At 41.2% G+C, this 19,384-nt stretch carries 11 protein-coding genes and 4 pseudogenes; 12 read left to right on the plus strand and 3 right to left on the minus strand.

What is annotated here, in order from left to right; genetic code table 11:
* Together BO219_RS14850 and eno are read left to right on the plus strand one after the other, a co-directional pair.
* Positions 1 to 129, plus strand: a 129-nt coding sequence (locus tag BO219_RS14850; RefSeq protein WP_226373818.1) for an RHS repeat-associated core domain-containing protein, incomplete at its 5' end; no start/stop codon positions are given.
* Positions 114 to 923: pseudogene (gene eno, locus BO219_RS10860) on the plus strand (phosphopyruvate hydratase); the annotation flags it as partial. The gene BO219_RS14850 and the pseudogene eno, both read left to right, overlap by 16 nt.
* Before the next feature lie 569 nt (positions 924 to 1,492).
* On the opposite strand, the gene BO219_RS15040 reads toward eno, so the two are convergent.
* Positions 1,493 to 1,618: a hypothetical protein gene (locus tag BO219_RS15040; RefSeq protein ID WP_268915863.1), complete on the minus strand. Its 126-nt coding sequence runs from the start codon at positions 1,616 to 1,618 to the stop codon at positions 1,493 to 1,495.
* 744 nt (positions 1,619 to 2,362) lie between these two features.
* Here BO219_RS15040 and BO219_RS10875 point away from each other — a divergent pair.
* The 4 genes and pseudogenes from BO219_RS10875 (at position 2,363) to BO219_RS10890 (ending at position 11,049) form a co-directional block, all read left to right on the plus strand.
* A complete protein-coding gene (locus tag BO219_RS10875; RefSeq protein WP_420807103.1) occupies positions 2,363 to 9,298 on the plus strand; it encodes a DNRLRE domain-containing protein in 6,936 nt (2,311 codons plus the stop codon).
* A 23-nt stretch (positions 9,299 to 9,321) separates the two neighbouring features.
* Positions 9,322 to 9,975 carry a hypothetical protein gene (locus BO219_RS10880; RefSeq protein ID WP_014195316.1) on the plus strand — a complete coding sequence of 218 codons (654 nt, stop codon included), beginning with the start codon at positions 9,322 to 9,324 and terminating at the stop codon, positions 9,973 to 9,975.
* A 143-nt stretch (positions 9,976 to 10,118) separates the two neighbouring features.
* Positions 10,119 to 10,392, plus strand: a pseudogene (locus tag BO219_RS15140) (RHS repeat-associated core domain-containing protein); the annotation flags it as partial.
* Between the two features lie 318 nt (positions 10,393 to 10,710).
* A complete protein-coding gene (locus tag BO219_RS10890) occupies positions 10,711 to 11,049 on the plus strand; it encodes an Imm8 family immunity protein (protein WP_042412356.1) in 339 nt (112 codons plus the stop codon).
* A 347-nt stretch (positions 11,050 to 11,396) separates the two neighbouring features.
* Here the strand turns inward: BO219_RS10890 and BO219_RS10895 are convergent, their stop codons facing one another.
* Entirely contained in the window at positions 11,397 to 12,587 is a 1,191-nt protein-coding gene (locus BO219_RS10895) for an ISL3 family transposase (RefSeq protein WP_077429545.1), read from the minus strand.
* Positions 12,588 to 12,603: 16 nt separating this feature from the next.
* Between BO219_RS10895 and BO219_RS10900 the strand changes: the two genes are divergently transcribed.
* From BO219_RS10900 to BO219_RS10920, 6 genes and pseudogenes are all read left to right on the plus strand, one after another.
* Positions 12,604 to 13,251: an Imm26 family immunity protein gene (locus tag BO219_RS10900; RefSeq protein WP_077429546.1), complete on the plus strand. Its 648-nt coding sequence runs from the start codon at positions 12,604 to 12,606 to the stop codon at positions 13,249 to 13,251.
* A gap of 343 nt (positions 13,252 to 13,594) precedes the next feature.
* Positions 13,595 to 14,664 (plus strand): annotated as a pseudogene (locus tag BO219_RS10905) (RHS repeat domain-containing protein); the annotation flags it as partial.
* A 63-nt stretch (positions 14,665 to 14,727) separates the two neighbouring features.
* Positions 14,728 to 15,132: a hypothetical protein gene (locus BO219_RS14465; RefSeq protein WP_143271292.1), complete on the plus strand. Its 405-nt coding sequence runs from the start codon at positions 14,728 to 14,730 to the stop codon at positions 15,130 to 15,132.
* Complete coding sequence (locus BO219_RS10910; protein ID WP_012576005.1) at positions 15,126 to 15,806, plus strand: hypothetical protein; 681 nt, start codon at positions 15,126 to 15,128, stop codon at positions 15,804 to 15,806. Before BO219_RS14465 ends, BO219_RS10910 begins: the two co-directional genes overlap by 7 nt.
* 371 nt (positions 15,807 to 16,177) lie before the next feature.
* Positions 16,178 to 17,713 carry an RHS repeat domain-containing protein gene (locus tag BO219_RS10915; RefSeq protein ID WP_226373814.1) on the plus strand — a complete coding sequence of 512 codons (1,536 nt, stop codon included), beginning with the start codon at positions 16,178 to 16,180 and terminating at the stop codon, positions 17,711 to 17,713.
* 18 nt (positions 17,714 to 17,731) lie between these two features.
* On the plus strand, positions 17,732 to 18,166 hold the full coding sequence (locus tag BO219_RS10920; RefSeq protein ID WP_077429547.1) for a DUF4304 domain-containing protein: 435 nt from the start codon (positions 17,732 to 17,734) through the stop codon (positions 18,164 to 18,166).
* Positions 18,167 to 18,503: 337 nt separating this feature from the next.
* Here BO219_RS10920 and BO219_RS10935 read toward each other — a convergent pair.
* Positions 18,504 to 19,305 (minus strand): annotated as a pseudogene (locus BO219_RS10935) (transposase); the annotation flags it as partial.
* Positions 19,306 to 19,384: the final 79 nt, after the last annotated feature.

The raw sequence follows: 19,384 nt of genomic DNA on the forward strand, positions 1-19,384 counted from the left end.
TATCGTTATGATGAAGAAACTGGGTTATACTACCTCATGGCACGTTATTATGATGCTAATATTGGTCGGTTTATTACAAGGGATACGTTCCGGGGAATGGGTGCCTGTCACTTGTCGAAGAATTTATGATTATGCCAGTTGGCGCACCGAACTTCCGTGAAGCGCTTCGCATGGGAGCAGAAATTTTCCATAGCTTAAAATCAGTATTAAAAGCAAAAGGTTACAACACAGCAGTTGGTGATGAAGGCGGATTTGCGCCAAACTTAAAATCAAACGAAGAAGCGCTCGAAACAATTATCGAAGCGATTGAAAAAGCTGGCTACAAACCAGGCACAGAAGTGATGCTTGCGATGGACGTGGCATCTTCTGAGCTGTACAACAAAGAAACAGGCAAATACCATTTAGAAGGCGAAGGCGTTGTGAAAACGTCTGAAGAAATGGTTGCTTGGTATGAAGAGCTTGTCAACAAATATCCGATCATCTCGATTGAAGACGGCTTAGACGAAAACGACTGGGCTGGTCATAAGTTATTAACAGAGCGCCTTGGCAAAAAAGTTCAACTTGTTGGTGACGACTTGTTCGTAACAAATACGAAAAAATTAGCACAAGGTATCGAACAAGGTGTCGGCAACTCGATCTTAATTAAAGTCAACCAAATCGGTACGTTAACTGAAACATTCGAAGCAATCGAAATGGCGAAACGCGCAGGCTATACAGCAGTAATTTCTCACCGTTCTGGTGAAACAGAAGATAGCACAATCGCCGACATCGCCGTCGCAACAAACGCAGGCCAAATTAAAACAGGTGCGCCATCACGCACAGACCGCGTCGCAAAATACAACCAATTGCTTCGCATTGAAGACCAATTAGGCGAAACAGCAGTGTACGATGGAATAAAAACATTCTACAACTTGAAGAAGTAAAAAATAAGGATGCCTTCGCATGAGGGCATCCTTTATTTCTAGTTTTTTCTCTTCTTTTGGATATATTGTATTACAATTACGATAAATATGAGAAAAAGTAGCACATCAATAATCCAATCGAGAGAGTATGTTTTTAAAAAATCCTTTGCGGTACTTTTTATGACTAATAATAAAATACTAACGATTAACCCTATCATAACACCTGTCATGGTAGTAAATATAATTTTTGCTTTATTCATTTTGGTATCCCTCTGTTGAATTTATATGGTTTTATCAAATAGGGATGTCTTAGAATCAGGATTCATTTTGTTTTTGTATTTTGTTGAAATTTCAGACTAGACAAATGAGTGTTTCTCATGGTCAACAAGTTAAGAAAGCAGGTACACAGTCCTAGCTTCTGAAAGTAGTGAAGCCTTGAGTCGGGTAGTTCCAAGGCTTCACTGAAAGACATAAAGCTGTTTTTGATAACACCAGTGGAAGCTTGATTTGCTTCGTAACGAGCTTCAATGGAATCGGGTACATGTCTCCTGTGTTAATGAATTTACCCATTTATGATGTCTAAAGTATAGTTATTTCTGTTTTAATGCTCTAAATACAAGAATACCAACTAAAACCGATAATGGCACAGTTACCGAAACAATTGTTATAGGTAACCAGTCAGTTATAAAAGATGAATAAGTTGTCGTTTCAGCCATAGATACCCCCGCCTTTAATAGGATAACTGTCAAAAGCTTTAAAGACAGTCTCTAAATTTCTGTTGATTTTCTGCTGTTCTAAACAAAAAAGCTTGCCTCCCCCGCTGTTTTTGATGCGATTAAGGTAATTACATATCATTCAAACAAAACAAAGAAGTGACAAGCCTCCGAGTGTACTACATGAACGAGAGGTTAAGATGTGAATTTAGATGTACATAGTACCCTAGGCACCTTAAATCCTTTCACCTAATGTTGGTGATATTTTTCCTATAACATTAGAATCTATTCCGTGTATTGTCAATGGGGATTCTATCAAATCAAGTACATCAAAATATGCGAAATTGGAGCCCAATCTAAAAGATTTGTCCTCAGCGGAGTCATCAGTAGGCACGGTTAATGTCTCATTGTACTTTTCTTGAATAAGTGTAATCAAATCCTCTAAAAAAATCATTAATTGTTCATCTACTCCTCACATTTCTCATAGCGGGATGTTCGTACAAAACAATTGAAAAAAAGACCGTTATCGCTACTGTCTGAAAGGTTAAGTGATAAAATCGATTTCTGTCGAATAATGACGAAATTTGTTTGTCGAAAAATATTGCGAGTATGTTTTTTATAGCATAAAATCTCCTCGTGCAGCTCGAATTAGACAACTTAGGATTGATAAGGAGAGAAAACATGAGACATCTAAGAACATGGTTTGTTTGGTGGTTAGTATTTTTATTAGTTTTTACGAGTATTCCTATGGAGGGATTGGCGGAGTTCGTCTATTCTAAATCTGACAATGCGATGAAACAATCACCTCTTAAAGTACCAGAAGCACCCAATATCAACCTGAAACCGGGAGAGATTATAGAAGAACGAACAGAGAATACGAAAGTGTATTACAATGGTGACGGTACGTTCACCAAGAAAATCTACTTTGAGCCGATTCATATTAAGAAAAAGAACGAACAACAATTTGAAGAAATCTCCACTGGACTCATCGATCATCCCCATCACGCGAATGAGGTCCAAGCAGAGAATACCATTTTGGAACCCCGTTTTTACAAGAAGATGGTGGATGGGGAATATGCAGAATTTCTCTATAACGAATATTCCATTTCGTATTCTATTTTAGAGACATCAGGGGACGGGCTGAAGCCGATCCAAGCGAAAGATGTTCCCGCTACGTATAAGAAAAAAGAAAATAAGATTTTGCATCAAAATATTTTTCCAAATATAGACTTGCAAAATATCGTATTTAATGAATCAACGAAGGAAGATTTAGTTCTTCACGCTTTTACAGGCTATCACATTTTTAAATTTCGTTTGAAAACCGATTTGCATGCCGATCTTCAAGAGGATGGCTCCATTTTATTTACAACTAAAGAAAATGAAAAAGTATTTGAACTCCCTAAACCATTTATGGTCGATTCGAATATCGACGAACACTCGGGAGAAGCACAGCGCTCGGAAAATGTAACATACGAACTTCAACAGGATGAACAAGGGTATATTTTAACGGTTAAAGCCGATCCGCAGTGGTTGAAAGATCCGAAGCGCGTCTATCCGGTTTATATTGACCCTAGCACTTCTATCAATGTGTCTACCGATGCCTTTGTCATGAGCGCCTACCCGACCACCAACTATGGTTCCTCATCCAGTAAATGGGATTCGTCGCAAGGACAATATGTGTTAAAAGTCGGTTATTATGATGGAACGACAGGGACTTGTTATGGGTTTTTGAACCCTGACATATCCGGCGTTGAAAACATGAGCGTAACGAGCGCTACTTTTAATGTGTACGTGACACACTCCTATTATGCAACAACCGCAACCGGCTTATGGCTGGATGCGGTCAACGGCTCATGGTCTGCGAGCACTTTAACATGGAATAATAAACCTTCCTCCACGAACATTGGCAAAGTCGATGTGGCAAGAGACCAATGGGCACAATTTGATGTGACGAGTACTGTCAAAGCGTGGGCATCCGGAACGAAACCCAACTATGGATTGAAACTTCATACGAATGGAAACGGGCAAACGTATTGGAAAAAAGTTGTTTCTGCGACCAACAGCAGCTACAAGCCTTACTTGTCTGTGACGTATACGATCCCTATTCCTGATGTACCGACGGGAACGGCTTTTAGCAACGGAGATGGGACAGGATATGTCAACCTATCTTGGGATCCAGTTCCTGGCGCGACGGGTTATAAAGTTTGGATTTATAATGGAAAAGCATATGAAGCGTTTCCTGTCGGCAATGTGACGTCTTGGAGCACAAAAGGAAAGAAAATTTGGCCGACCCCTTCTGAAATTAGCGCTGGAAGATACGACCTGCACCAAGATCAGTTAGGGACGGAGCTTCCTGTCGATCCTTCCCCGGTCTATCGAAATTCAGGTGGAAGTTATCCGAATAGCAAGAACTACTGGTTCCGAGTCAGCGCCATTTTCCCTCAAGGCGAAAGCGCCATGTCAGGCGCGTATATGCCGACCATTCCGAATTTGGCAAAACCATCTGCTCCGACGGGGGGAAGTTATACAAACGGAAATGGAACAGGATATATCGATTTCAAATGGAATCCTGTGAGTGGAGCGACGGGGTATAAAATTTGGATTTTTAACGGTTCCTACTATGAATCGTTAGATGTCGGGAACGTCACTTCTTGGACAACGAAAAACAAAAAGTATTGGCCAACATCCACGGAAATTAATGCAGGTAGATATAAGTTGCATTTAAACGATGGTCTTGGCACAGAATTAGCTGTTGATCCGTCTCCGGTCTACGCTAATGCAGGAACAAAATACGCAACGGCTACCAACTACTGGATTCGAGTAAGTGCCTATAACTCTCAAGGGGAAACCGTCTTTTCTGATGCGTATATGCCTAGTATTCCAGATTTGCCAGTGCCGCCAGCACCTTCTGGATTTGCTTACAGCAATCAATCGGGGAGCAACTCTGGCTATGTCATGTTAAACTGGGATAAGATTCCTGGAGCGACAGGGTATAAAGTGTGGATTTTCAATGGACTTTACTATGAAGCATTTGATGTAGGAGACGTGGACCATTGGACGACACAAAACAAAGGAATTTGGCCAACTCCGGAGGAAATCCAACAGGGGGATTCCAGCACCTTAACGTTGCATCATGATGGAAAGGGATTGGAACTTCCGAAAGATCCTTCCCCAATGTATGAGAAAATGGGGACAAAATACGCCACAAGCACCAATTACTACTTCCGACTCAGTGCATACAATGCGGATGGGGAAACAGTATTTTCCAGTAATGCATTGACGGTGAAAATTCCGGAGGCGAATGAGTATTTAGGAAAAGAAGAGTACTGGTCCATCATTGATGTTCCGTATGGCAGCGTGAATGCCGCTACCGGTAATCTGATTATAGACGAAGACGATGTTTCGATTTCCGGAAGAGGACCGGGGCTTGAAATCACAAGAACTTACAATAGTTTATCCACATCGGTTGGATTGTTTGGAAAAGGATGGCATAGCGATGCGGAAATGAACATCGTTGCCCAAGGAAATGAAGCAAGATTTACGGATGAAGATGGCACGCTCCATATATTCACGAAATTATCCGACGGCACGTATAAAGCCCCGACAGGTGTTTACTTGGAGTTAAGCGAAACAACCGATGAATATATACTGACGACAAAAGATCAAACGAAAATCCACTTTCAAAAAAGTGACGGCAAGTTAACTAAAATCGTAGATGGACATGGGAATGCCACTACCTACAGTTATTCTAACGGAAAGCTAGTGTCGATTACCGATGCGTCGGGCAGAAAACTGAGTATGGAGTACAACGCAAGAGGCAGAATCCAGAAAATTACCGACCCAATGAATCTGACAATCACGTATGAGTATAACAACGACTTGTTAACAAAAGTAACCCAGACGGGCGGGGAAGTAACGAGATACCAATATAATGAACTTGGTCGGTTAGAGAAAGTATTGGAACCGACGCATACGGAAGCAAAACCGGTCGTTAATCAGTTCATTTATAATGGCGACAGGCTAAGCCAAGCGATTGATCCTGAAAACCGCATCTATACGATGAACTATGACCAAACAAAACGACAACTCGTCGTAACGCAACCGAATGGCCGTAAAATTCAGTATAAATTTAATGAAGCAGCGAACCCAATTCAAATTATCGAAGACGTAGATGGTTTAAACATTACGACAAGCTATGTTTATGAGGGAAATAATCTAGTAGAATCACGGGATCCGAATGATCAAAATGCAGCGAATCCTACTGAATCATATACGTATGACGCCAAGGGGAATGTGTTAACGGCGAAAGATAGTTATGGTACGGAAACATACGAGTATAACAAAAATAATGATGTCATCTCCATGACAGATACGGAAGGCGATACAACCACGATTGCCTATGATGGCTTAAATCCTGTATCCGAAACGGATCAATCGGGAAAAACGTCTTCTGTATCGAAGTACGATGCCTATGGGAATATCATTGAAGAAAGCGATACATTAGGCAGTGCCACGAATTTGCTCTCTAATAGCGGCTTTGAACAAGGAATCACCGCTTGGAATCTTCTCAGTCATTATGATTCTGGGCAATTACTGGAAGACACGAATGTATATAATGGATTGACAGGGAGAAAAACGTTAAAAATCGTCGCTGACTCTACTTCTCCTAATACAGAACTTGGCTATGTAGCGGCTACCCAAGAAATCACAGTGAAACCAAATACCACGTATACGTTAAGCGGGAAGATCAAAACGAATTTAACTAAAGCCAATGCCTTTTTCAATGTTCAATTCATGAATAGTCAAAATCAAACGATTTCTTGGGCGGATAATCGTTATAGCCAACTTACAGGCACAAGACCTTGGACAGAGCGGCAAGTTACGTTTACTACTCCTTCGAATGCAGCCAAAATTCGCGTCTATTTAGAGGTCGATCATAAGTCTCCAGATGCTTCCGGAGAAGCCTGGTTTGATAATGTTCAATTGGAAGAAGCGCAGGTTTCTTCCAGCTACAACCCAGTTGTAAATAGTAGTTTTGAAGGAACCACCACGAATTGGAGTGGAACAGGAGGAAGCGTAGATTCTACACAATCATTTGATGGAGGGTACTCACTAAAAATATCTAGAACAAGCACCACGCAATCGGCAAGTGAGTATAAGCAGACCATCATCGTTGGCCAAACATCTGGTGATGCACCAATTAACCTTACGCTTACTGGGGTTTCGAAAGCTGAAAATGTAAAAGCCAATGGCACAGTGAGCGCAAGCGATTATTCCATTACGGCTAAAGTATACTTTGTGGATGGAACGACCCAAACGTATACCGTCGATTTCCCTACTGGCAATCAAGATTGGAACCGTGCCGCCGTTTCGATTCAACCTTCCAAGCCAATTGATAAAATCGACATATCCGCTGTCTTCCGTGGCAATTACACGGGAACGGTATGGTTTGACGCGATCCGTTTAATGGAAGGAAACGTGGTGACGAAAAACAAGTATGATGCAAGCGGAAATTATGTCACGGAAGAAGTGGATGAAGAAGGCTATGTGGCGAAAAAGAATTATGATGCCGTAGGAAACCTGTTAAGCGAGTACGATAAGAAAGGAAACAAGAAAGAGTACACGTATGATTTATCGGATCGCTTAAAACAGCTGTTGTTAGCGAACGGTACTTCCGTCAACTACGATTATGACTTAAATGGCAATATGACTTCAAAAGTCATTCGAACCAGCGACGGCCAGTCTCAAACATTTGCCTATTCTTATGATGCGACCGGTAAACTCATTAAAACCGTCGGTCCGTTGAATGATGTGACAACGAATGAATATGATGCCAACGGAAATAAAATCAAAACGGTTTTGCCGAAAGGAAACACGATTCAATGGACGTATGACGGGGCCGAAAGAGTCAAAACTGTTTCCTACAACAACGTCCCGTATTACGAATTTAGTTATGATAAAAATGGGAACGAACTTTCCGTCAAATATTTAAAAGACGGCACCACCAAAACGAGAACATTTGATAAAGCGAATCGGCTGGTGGAACTGTCGGACCGTGGCGGGCTGCAAAAATGGCTGTACCCAACCACATCGGATAAATTGCAGCAGTTCATGTTCTCTCATGGATCGTTTAGCCAAACAGTCACATACCAATACAATGCCTTGGATCAAAATACAGTCGTCCAAGACGGAACGTATACGTATCGCTTTGACTATGACGAGAGAGGAAACGTTCGCACCTTCACGACGGGAAACGGAGCCGGTTCGACCTTTACGTATGATGACCGCGGCCTCGTGGAAAGCGTTTCGGTCGGTACGGCGGACGGAAAAGAAATTTTATCGGAAACGTACCGTTACGATGAAAACGGCAACCGGACGAAAGTGGAATCCCCAACGGGGGAAACGACCGTCTACCGTTACGATACTCTAGACCAATTAGTGGAAGAGCAGCTTCCAGATGGCACGAAAATCGAATATGCCTATGACGGATTCGGCAATCGGAAGCAAATCGTGAAAACGAAAGATGGGCAGTCGACGATGACCAATGCCGATTATAACGCTGCCAATCAGCTCATTCGTTTTGGAAACGAATCGATCACATATGATGCCAACGGCAACCGTCTCGAAGATGGAAAGTATCAATACGAATGGAATGAAGCGGACCAATTGGTTTCTATTACGAGAAAAGGAGAAAGCACGCCGTTTGTCACATACAAATATGATGAAGACGGCCGACGCATCCAAAAGAATGTGAATGGGGTTATTACGAACTACCATTACCAAGGCGACGGCCTAAATGTTCTGTACGAAACCGATGCGAGCGGAAATGTGGTAAGATCGTATATATACGGAGAAAACGGGCAACTCCTTGCCATGAAAAAAGGCAATGCGACGTATTTTTACCACTATAACGCCCATGGCGATGTCATCGCCCTAACGGATGCGCAAGGAAACATCGTGGCCCGTTACCAATACGATGCGTGGGGGAACATTCTTTCCCAATCCGGCGCATTGGCGGACGAAAACCCATACCGATATGCGGGATATCAATATGACAAAGAAACGGGTCTCTATTACTTAATTGCCCGATACTATCATCCAACGCATGGCGTGTTCCTATCTTTAGACCCAGACCCAGGGGATGCAGACGATATCCTCACGCAGAATGGGTATGCGTATGCGAACAACAATCCAGTGATGTTGGTGGATCCAGATGGGCATTGGGTCTGGCTGGCCATCAATGCAGGGGTTGCGGCTTATAGTGCGTATAAGGCATACAAGTCAGGAAAAGGATGGAAAGGTGTCGCAGCTGCGGCGGCTATCAATTTTGTTGGTTTTGGTGGCAAGTTCAAAGCTGCTAGTAAAATTATTAAAGCTGTGCATGGTAATAGTCGATTCTCAAAGAGGATTCATCATGGGTATGAAATTTATGAAATAGTTAACGGTAAAAAACGTATAGTTAAAGTAGGTATTAGTGGTGCTAAGCTAAACAAAAACGGTACATCACCTAGGGCTAACCGTCAGGTCAATAAGTGGAATAAAAAAGCGGGGTATCAAAGATACTATGCTCGGATTGTTAAGAGAAATATTTATGGAAGAGAGAAAGCTCTAAAGTGGGAGAGAGGAAGAGCTTATGCAGTGAGAAAAGCTGGGGGTAATATGTATCTTCATGTCAGACCGTGATAACATAAAGAAAGGGGTAAGCTATGTTACTGAAAACATTTCTATTATTAGGAGAAGAAGGGATATCCGACGTTAAAAAAAGTTTTTCTTTTCAAACTAGATGTATTACCAAATTGTATGAACGGGTCTTTGATAAAAAATATAAAACCGCTGATTGTAGGCAGTTAAATTTCCATTGTGGTAATTACTCCGAGATGAAACTATTAGGATGTTTTGATGGTTTTTGTCAAGTCTTAGTGCCATATAATATTCAAGAATTTCTAGAGTATCCAGATAACAAAAAAAAAATAGAGATCCTAGAACTGTTGAAAAATAGCCTCGATTTTGTTATTAGAGAAAAAAATTGGGATCCTAATCCTTTTCAAGAAGCTTATGAGAGAGTAAAGGAGTTAAACTATATTAATGAGTTTATTTGGAACAAGCCTAAATTAAGTCCAAATAAAAAATACAAAGCTGAGGTACATTGTAATCACGATCTGTATGATTTTACAATAAAGATGGTGATTAAAGATAGAAAAGATAAAGTATTACTTGAAAAAAAAATAGTGTCAACTGAACCCGATGAACTTATTTACGATAGGTTTTTAGGTCATTTAATGTGGATAAGTGATGATGAAATAGCGCTTTACGAGAAAAATTCAAAGCGTTATACCTCTGTAAAATTAAGAGAGGCATAATGAATAGCTCTAAAATATTATCAAAGTTGAATCATTTTTCACCAGATTGACAGTTTAAAATTTTTCTTCAGAAGGACGCAAATTCGTCCTTCTGTTTTTTTATCCTATGGGGTTCCGTTAAGCAGCTTTCTTATTGTCTAGGGCACGGTGTGTTCCCTTCCTTGGATCCAGACTCAGGGGATGCGGGTGATATTCCCACGCAGAATGGGTATGCGTATGCGAACAACAACCCAGTGATGTTGGTGGATCCGGATGGGCATTGGGTATGGCTGGCCATCAATGCAGGGTTTGCGGTTTATGATGGATATAAGGCATTTAAAAAAGGCGGTTGGAAGGCCGCAGCGATTGCTGTAGGTGTAGGGCTTGTTGGCGGTGCGGCTTTTAAAGCGTATAGAATTTATAAAGCGGGAGAAACAGCCAAGATTATGAAGATTTTATTGGCGGCTAAGTATGGAAAAGGTAACACTACTATAGAAGTAGGGAGAGTAAGTAAGAGACTAGCAAAAAAGGCTGGGAAAGCATGGGTTGGATCAGGGGCTAAGCCACTCTACAAAAATGGTAAATGGATAGGATATAGAAGTAAAGATAAATCTAAAGTATTTAGAATGCAGTATAAGAAAACAAGAAGGGTATATCAAGCGAATTTTGAGGAATTTTATAAGAGTCCTATCAACAAAAAGACATATAAGTTACGAAATGCACGCTTGAATTTTTAGCATGGAGGGAGCCATATAAATGATAATTCCTGAATTATTTTGTTTAACGATAATGGATGAAGACTGGGGAGAGGAGACTGATGATTTTTGGATAGAAATTGAAGCGGATATTGGTATCAAGGGAGACTCAGATTCTGCTGAAGTATTTACTATCTATGTTACAAGTCCAAAAAGGTTAGGGAATATGGTGGAAAAGTCAGGATTGGAGATAGCTAGGGGATTGTTTATAATGAAAGACTTTAATATAAAAAGTGTAGAGGATCGTCTCAAAAAAATACTTGCCCATTGTTCAAGAAAAACCTGGAACGAAACAGCTTTAGCTATTAGTCGGTACGCTATTTGGGAGTATGAAAACTAAATCAAAGTATAATTGGAAATTTTTTAAATATATAAATCCAACCTATTTTCCTAACATGTCGTCTGGTTAACGTGGGGGTACTTTAAAGATAGAATTTTCAAACCTATCTTGACAGAAACACAGAATATTGATGAAGCCTTTTTATGAAAAATTATTTTGGGTCTTCACCATTTTCTGTGATTTCTACTCAATCCTAGAAACATGTTAGCTGGATGAAATAGGTTCATCAGTCAGGATCCTTCTTCCGCATACAGACCACGAAGTTGGTAGAATGGAAACAGTCAAGTGCTTTCCTTGACGGGTTCCATTCTACCAACTATCATACCGATAGCGGAAGAAGGGAGCGCTTAAGCAGCCTGACTGCCTGTAGTGTTCCCTGTACACTCCAGAAATACACGCAAACGAAACCGTTCTGGATTTCGATAGCCATATGCCCGGCGTTTGATGTTTTTGATCTTGTGATTCGTCCCCTCGATCCGGGCATTTGTATATGGGCACAAAAAGTAGGAAAGAATAGGCTCCTTCCACCTTTCAAGCGTGTTGGCTGCTTCCTGAAAAGAAGCAAAAGGGCTCTGTTTGGCTAACTTAATCCATTCTTCCAAGCGTTCCTTTGCTTCGTTATATCCATCGGTTCGGTAAAAATCCCGAAACAACTCTTTCAGATAATAAGCAATGGAAAGTGCCGGATACTCCTCCAAGATATCGTCTAATCGAAGCCGTTGGTCCTTACGAAGCTTTTCACATCCTTTTAAGAGAAGATATCGAGCCTTTTTCAATGGAGAAAATTCCTTTCTTGCTTGATCCAAGGCTTGTGTCACTTTTTGAACCACATGGTACTTATCGATGACAATCGAAGCAGATGGAAACAGGGCACGAACCGCCTTATGATAAGGTTCCCACATGTCAAGAATCACCGTTTGGACCATTTCTTTCGACAGGACATTTTGGCTCAACAAGTTGATGGCGGAGTCACATTGGCGATCGGCATGCATTCCCATGACCGATCCGGCTTTGGCATCCATCAATACGGTTTCATACTGATGTCCCTTTTTTACCGCGATTTCATCTAAGCTAAGCACCATCCCTTCCTGAAAAGATGCCCCCTTTGCTGCTTGGCGCTCTTTTGCTTTTTTCGATGCGATGGAGTAATAGATGCGTTCCAATGTCGTATATGGGATGCGGTGCTTTCGGCTAACCTCTTGAATGGTGGAGCCTTCACAAAGTTCATACAAGTACTCACAAAATCGATTGGTGTAGTGTTGATTGGGTTGAATCGATTCCAAAGAGGCGGAAAACACTTGGGAACAATTCCAGCACCGATAGCGCTTTACCTTTACGAACAAGTACACCGGTTGATGGAAAATCGCCAAATCCCGTACTTTTCTTGTCCGTCTGTCGTGGACAGAGGAAGTGGCAAACCCACAATGAGGGCAGCGTTCCTGTGTCTCTGTTTTCTCTACATGAATCGCATAACCATAGGAAAGAAGTTCTTGTTTAATCACTTTAAATTCTGGCAATCCTAGTGGTATAGAAAGCACTTACGAGACCTCCTTAATGTTTATTTCACCGCTAACATTATTGCCAGGATCTCGTCAGTGCTTTCTCTTTTTTGTCACTAAATCACAAAATTTGGTGATTAACCTAAATTTTGGCCAAAGAAAAATACGTGATATAACAATATTAGAAGTAAAAATAAAGTTTAAAAAAAACAGGTTAAAATATTTTAAAGAAATCAGTCAAGGGGATATTTTTGAAATTTATTTGCGAGATATTGGTAAATATGCATATGGTATTGTTGTATCTGGAGAAATAAAAGGAAATAAAGATGAAGAAATTTTAATTGGTTATCTGAACAAATTCTCTTCCACGGCACTTCCAATAGATGAAATTTTTCAGTTAGTAAAACAAAAACAATTTCTATTCATCGCAAACACAGGAATAACCGGTATAAAAAAACTTAAGTGGAGATTCATTACTAATTATTCTGATAAAGTATTTAGTGATGAAAACCTAAGCCAGATACCATATAAAGTCTATTTTATGGGTAAGTATTATAAAAGTGTCGGAGACAGTGTAAAAGAAATTGCAGAATGTGAAGTTATTTCTAAAGAAGAAGCAGATAAGATTCCTAATCCTCTTGGAATCGTCGGTGAGGAAGAAATTGAGAATTTATTAATTGAAAAATTCCAAAATACTATTTGAGCATTTTTGACTAATCACTTTTAATAAGCAATGGGATAGAGTGTGTGAACATTATTTCTAGGAAAAGAAAAAATCATATTCAAATACAAAGGAGAAGCCATATTATGGGTTTCTCCTTTGTATTTTAGGAGAACGGGGTGGCCCAAACGTATATTGCAGAATTCAATAGGTATTCAAGATTGGAACAATGCACCGTTTTGATACAACATTCTAAGCCGGTCGATAAAATCGGCATATCCAATATTTTCAACAATGGTGTGGTTTGACGAAATCTGGCTCATGGAAGGAAATCTGCGGGTGACAAACAATCACATTGTTGTTGAAAATGAAATTTATAATTTAGAAAAAGTGGAAAAGAATTTATCTGACGACATCGGATAAATTACAGCAATTGATACTCTCACATGGGTCGTTTAGCCAAACGATCAATCACCAATATAATGCATTGGACCAAAATACGGTCATCAAAGATGGAATGTATACGTACCGCTTTGACTATGACGAGAGAGGAAACGTTCGCACCTTCACGACGGGAAACGGAGCCGGTTCGACCTTTACGTATGATGAACGTGGCTTAGTGGAAAGCGTTTCGGTCGGTACGGCGGACGGAAAAGAAATTTTATCGGAAACGTACCGTTACGATGAAAACGGCAACCGGACGAAAGTGGTGAAAACAAAGGATGGGCAGTCAACCACGACAAATGCCGATTATAATGCCGCCAATCAGTTGGTTCGTTTCGGCGGCGAAACGATCACGTATGATGCGAACGGCAACCGATTGGAAGACGGCCAGTATCGATATGAATGGAACGCAGCGACCAGCTCGTCTCCATCACAAGAAAAGGAGAAAGCACGCCGTTTGTCACATACAAATATGACGAAGACGGCCGGCGCATCCAAAAGAATGTGAATGGTGTCATTACGAACTACCATTACCAAGACGACAGCCTAAACGTTCTGTATGAAACCGATGCGGATGGAAATGTGGTAAGATCGTATGTATACGGAGAAAACGGTCAGCTGTTGGCGATGAAAAAAGGTGGTGCCACGTACTTCTACCACTATAACGCCCATGGCGATGTCATTGCCCTAACGGATGCGCAAGGAAACATCGTGGCCCGTTACCAATACGATGCGTGGGGCAACCTTCTGTCAAAATCGGGCGCTGTGGCGGATGAAAATCCATACCGCTATGCGGGATATCAATATGACAACGAAACGGGGCTCTACTATCTGATTGCTCGGTACTACCACCCAGAGCATGGCGTGTTCCTATCTTTAGACCCAGACCCAGGCGATGCCGATGATATTCTGACGCAAAACGGCTATACGTATGCGAACAACAACCCGGTGATGATGGTCGATCCGGATGGGCATTTTGTGTGGATGGTCGTTAATGCGGGATTGGCGGCGTATGAAGGGTATAAGGCGTACAAGGCAGGAAAATGATGGATAGGTGTCACAGCTACGGTAGCGATGGGTGTTATTGGTATCGGAAAGCTAAAAGCTGCATCTAAAGCTGTTTCATTTGTTAAAAAAATCAATGGAAATAGTCTCTGGAGTAGAAGAGCAAATCATGGTTACGAGATATATCAATATGTTAATGGAAAAAAACAAGTATTGAAAGTTGGAATAAGTGGGGGACGGATTTCAAAATCCGGTAAATCGTATAGAGCCACCAGACAGGCTAATAAATGGGCTAAAAAATATGGCGGTAAATATTATACTCGAGTTGTAAAGAAAAATATGACAAGGCAACAAGCATTGAGATGGGAACAAGGGCATGTAAATAGAGTTGCAAGAGCTGGGGGGTGTTTCAATCTAGATACCATAAGCGACCACGTCCTTGGTAGACAAGAAGAAAGGGTGATTAAATGGTAAATATTCATTTTCAGGATTGGGGGAAAAACCGTCCTAAAAAACACTATAATCGTATTCACGAAATGAGAATTTTTGAGTTGATCTTTTCAAATAAACTAAGTGAATTAGGAATAAAATTGGGAAAATTTGAAAACATTATCGTTTATTGTTTGGCTGATCCAAATAAGAGAATGTCTTATGAGGAAAATCATGCTTTACAAGCGATTAGTGTATCGATCCCTTATGATTTTATGGATTTTTTAAATTTAGACTCTGCTAATGCCAAGTTTCAAGCTTTTGCCTATTTGGTTCATACTTATATTAAACCGATTTTAGAAAGATACTCGACATTGCCACAATTAACAGTTTCAGAATGTGTGGAGAAGGCGCTTGAACAAATTATAAAACAAAATTACGAAGCGGTTTTTCTAGTTGGAAAAACTCCTAAAAAAAGTCCAGACCGTAAGAAATTAGCGATTTTAAAAGGAATTCACCGATTAGAGGGATTTCAGTTAAGATGTGAGGTCTATAACGAGAAAGGTCTTAAAATTATGGATCAGATACTAGTTCGTGATGTTGGAAACGAAATTGTGTATTCAAGATACCTTGGGACACTGAAATGGGAAAACGATCATCACATCGTTGTAAAATCGAGTTCAAGCAATTGGTTGGTGGAGATCCATGTCGAAGATTAGAAAACTATAATTAGATAGTAACGGTTTCATGCAAAATAAGACGGGCTCTTACGTTCTTTTAGTGGAAAATCACGAGGTAATGGAGAATTCAGAGTTAAAAATAATGATTTACACGCTCATTTTCTCCATTCTCTTCTTCCTTTCACTAAGGTTACGTAAGGGCCGTTTTTTGTCAAAAAACATGTTCTGTCCAATATTTACAGGATGGCACGACGAAGACAAGAAAATTTGACTCGGCGAATCGGGTCATCGAACAGTCCGACCGCGGGGGATTACAAAAATGGACGTATCCGACCACCTCGGATAAATTGCAACAGTTCCTGTTCTCGCATGGATCGTTTAGCCAAACCGTCACCTATCAATACAACGCCTTGGACCAAAATACCATCGTCCAAGACGGAACGTATACGTATCGCTTTGATTATGACGAAAGAGGACACGTTCGCACATTTACGACTGGAAACGGAGCGGGAGCCACCTTCACGTATGATGACCGCGGCTTGGTGAAAAGTCTGTCAGTGGGGACGGCAGATGGAACCGAGTTATTGGCGGAAACGTACCGTTATGACGAAAACGGCAATCGGACAGAAATCGCCATCCCGACCGGCGCGAAGACGCTCTATCGTTATGACGCCTTAGATCAACTAGTGGAAGAGCAATGGCCGGATGGAACGACGATCGAGTACACGTACGATGGATTCGGGAACCGGACGAAAATCGTGAAAACGAAAGAGGGATCATCCACGACGACGACGGCCGATTATAATGCGGCGAATCAGTTGGTTCGTTTCGGCGATGAAACGATCACGTACGATGCGAACGGCAACCGGACCGAAGACAGTGAGTACCAATATGAATGGAACGAAGCCGATCAGCTTGTCGCTATCACTCGAAAAGGAGAAAGCGCGCCGTTTGTCACATACAAATATGACGACGACGGTCGCCGCATTCAAAAGACCGTGAATGGCGTGGTAACGAACTACCACTACCAAGGCGACAGCCTCAACGTCTTATATGAAACCGACGCGAGCGGAAATGTGGTACAATCGTATGTATACGGAGAAAACGGCCAGCTGTTGGCAATGAAAAAAGGCGGGGCGACGTACTTCTACCACTACAACGCGCATGGCGATGTCATCGCGTTAACCGATGCGCAAGGAAACGTGGTCGCTCGTTACGAGTACGACACATGGGGCCAGCTTCTTTCAAAATCCGGTGAGATGGCAGACGAAAACCCTTATCGCTATGCGGGATATCAATATGACGAAGAGACGGGACTATACTATTTGATCGCCCGATACTACCACCCGACCCATGGTGTGTTCTTGTCCATGGACCCTGATCCGGGAGATTCGGATGATATTCTAACCCAAAACGGCTACACATATGCGAACAACAATCCGGTGATGATGGTCGATCCGGATGGGCATTTTGTTTGGATGGCGATTAATGCGGGATTGGCGGCGTATGATGGGTATAAGGCGTACAAGGCAGGAAAAGGATGGAAAGGCGTTGCGTTTTCCGCTGCGTTCGGTTTGGTTGGTGGAGGAAGATTAAAGGCAGCTAGGTCAGCTGGATTAGCTGCTGAGAAATATCTTGCTAGAAGGTTAGGAGCTAAACCAGTGCATATTCAAAGAATATTTAATATTGGCAAAACAAAAAGACGAGCGGATATTGTAAAAAATGGTACACTACATGAAGTTAAAGTAGGAAGAGTCTCAGCTTCTATTTTCACAAGGGCACAGGTTGCAAAAGATGCATGGTTATTAAAAAATAGGAAAGTGAAAAGGGTGCACTGGAATTTCTATATAAGTTCAAGAACTGGTAAAGTAGATCCAAGTAGAAGTCTTAGAAAGCTTTTAAAGAAGCATGGTATATCATATAGCATACACCGTGAAAGTTTTTAACCAGTAAGGAGCGATTTTATGTCTAATAAAGATAAGATGATTAGTGCTTTAAAGAAAATAGTAGTCCCAGAGTTAAAAAGCAGGGGATTCAAGGGTAGCTTTCCTCATTTTAGGAAACAAGGGGGGCAGCTGGGGTATCTATTATCGTTTCAATTTGATAAATGGGGGGGAGGATTTTTAATAGAGATTGGGGTAGCGAAAGTTAATGAAGAAGGAAAAGTAAAGATTGATAATCTCATCCGTCCATTTCAAAAGTTAAATGCTTTTCACTTAAACAATCGCTTCAGAATCTTGGAACATAAAAATGGCAATAAGGATTGGTTTAGATTTGATAACGAAACACAAAACTTAGAAGAAGCAGAGTTTATGGAAATAGCTAAGAATGTCTTACCCTATTTAGATGTTGCAGACGATTGGTTTGAAAAGATAAAACAAAAGCAAACTGTACGATAGAACAAATTTGACGACACGCTTATTTTATATTATAGCGTTGTCGTCTTTTTAGTTAGACCATTGATAATGTAACTATTCAGCTCACTTTATGATGTGGCTGAATAGTTACTTTGTTCATTAATAAGTGGAAGTTTAAGTTATGTCCTGGCTCATAAGAAGATACCTAGGTATCAAAGAAAATTGTTGTATAAAGATTTTTTGCTTTGTATCCTTATTACGAACCTTTAAGGAAACATTTAGAAAAATCCTCCCATTTTTCTGAAGAATTAAAAGTTCATGAAAGGGTTCGGGAATTACTTTTAGAAGTCGTTAAATCATACTAAGGCACGGCTGATGATTATCCAAAATTAGGCATACTTCTCCCGGAAATGTGAGTATACTCAAATAAGACAGCTGCCATCTCGGATTTCCATTCGAGAGGAAGTTGCCCAGAGAAAAAACGACGGACAAACGAAAGAAAGGAAAGAGACGAGGTTGTCCGTTTTTCCGTTCGGGGATATAGCCATCTTAGTAACACATAAGCGATAAATGCTGCAAACAGTTGGTTGTATACCGCGTGCTCGTTCGTGCCAAATAAGGTCGGAACGTTTAGATATTGCTTCAGCCAACGGAAAAACACTTCCACCGTCCAACGCACTTGATACATTTCGGCAATCTTTTCTGCCGATGCTTCCAAGACGTTCGTGACGACACGGATGTCATGCCTGTTCGCATTCTGAAAGATCACGACGCGATGGCGTTTCTTGGAACGACATTGTTTTGTTCCTAACTGGCAAGTAAAATACGCCACGATCGAAGAGGGGGAGGAAGAAAGGTGTTAGTGACAGTCGTGGAATCTACTACACGCAACGCTTTCGGAAGCGAAGCGAACGGCGGGTGTGGCGATTGCATTTCGAAACCACCAAAGCAAATAAGCGCTTCATCACGTCGTACGGAACTTCTTTCGCTTTCTTAGAAACCGTCGAGTAATGAAACGTTGGCAACCCGTACATCTTCGCCACATCGGTGCCATGACGGAAACTTTTCCTTTCGTGAAGTGACGCCAACAGAAAAAAGGCAACCAACGTACGCACCGTAAACGTCCGCGAAGTGTCATGGTAGCCAACGGCTTCGATCATCGATTGGAGATCTTCATCAGATCTTTTCGTCCGTTGTACAAATGAATAGTGTTATGTTAAAATAAAACTATTGTGATGTGCGTCGTTGGAGGTGTAAAGT

Source organism: Anoxybacillus kestanbolensis, from assembly GCF_001996285.1.
In the GTDB taxonomy this organism is placed as follows: Bacteria; Bacillota; Bacilli; order Bacillales; family Anoxybacillaceae; genus Anoxybacillus; species Anoxybacillus kestanbolensis_A.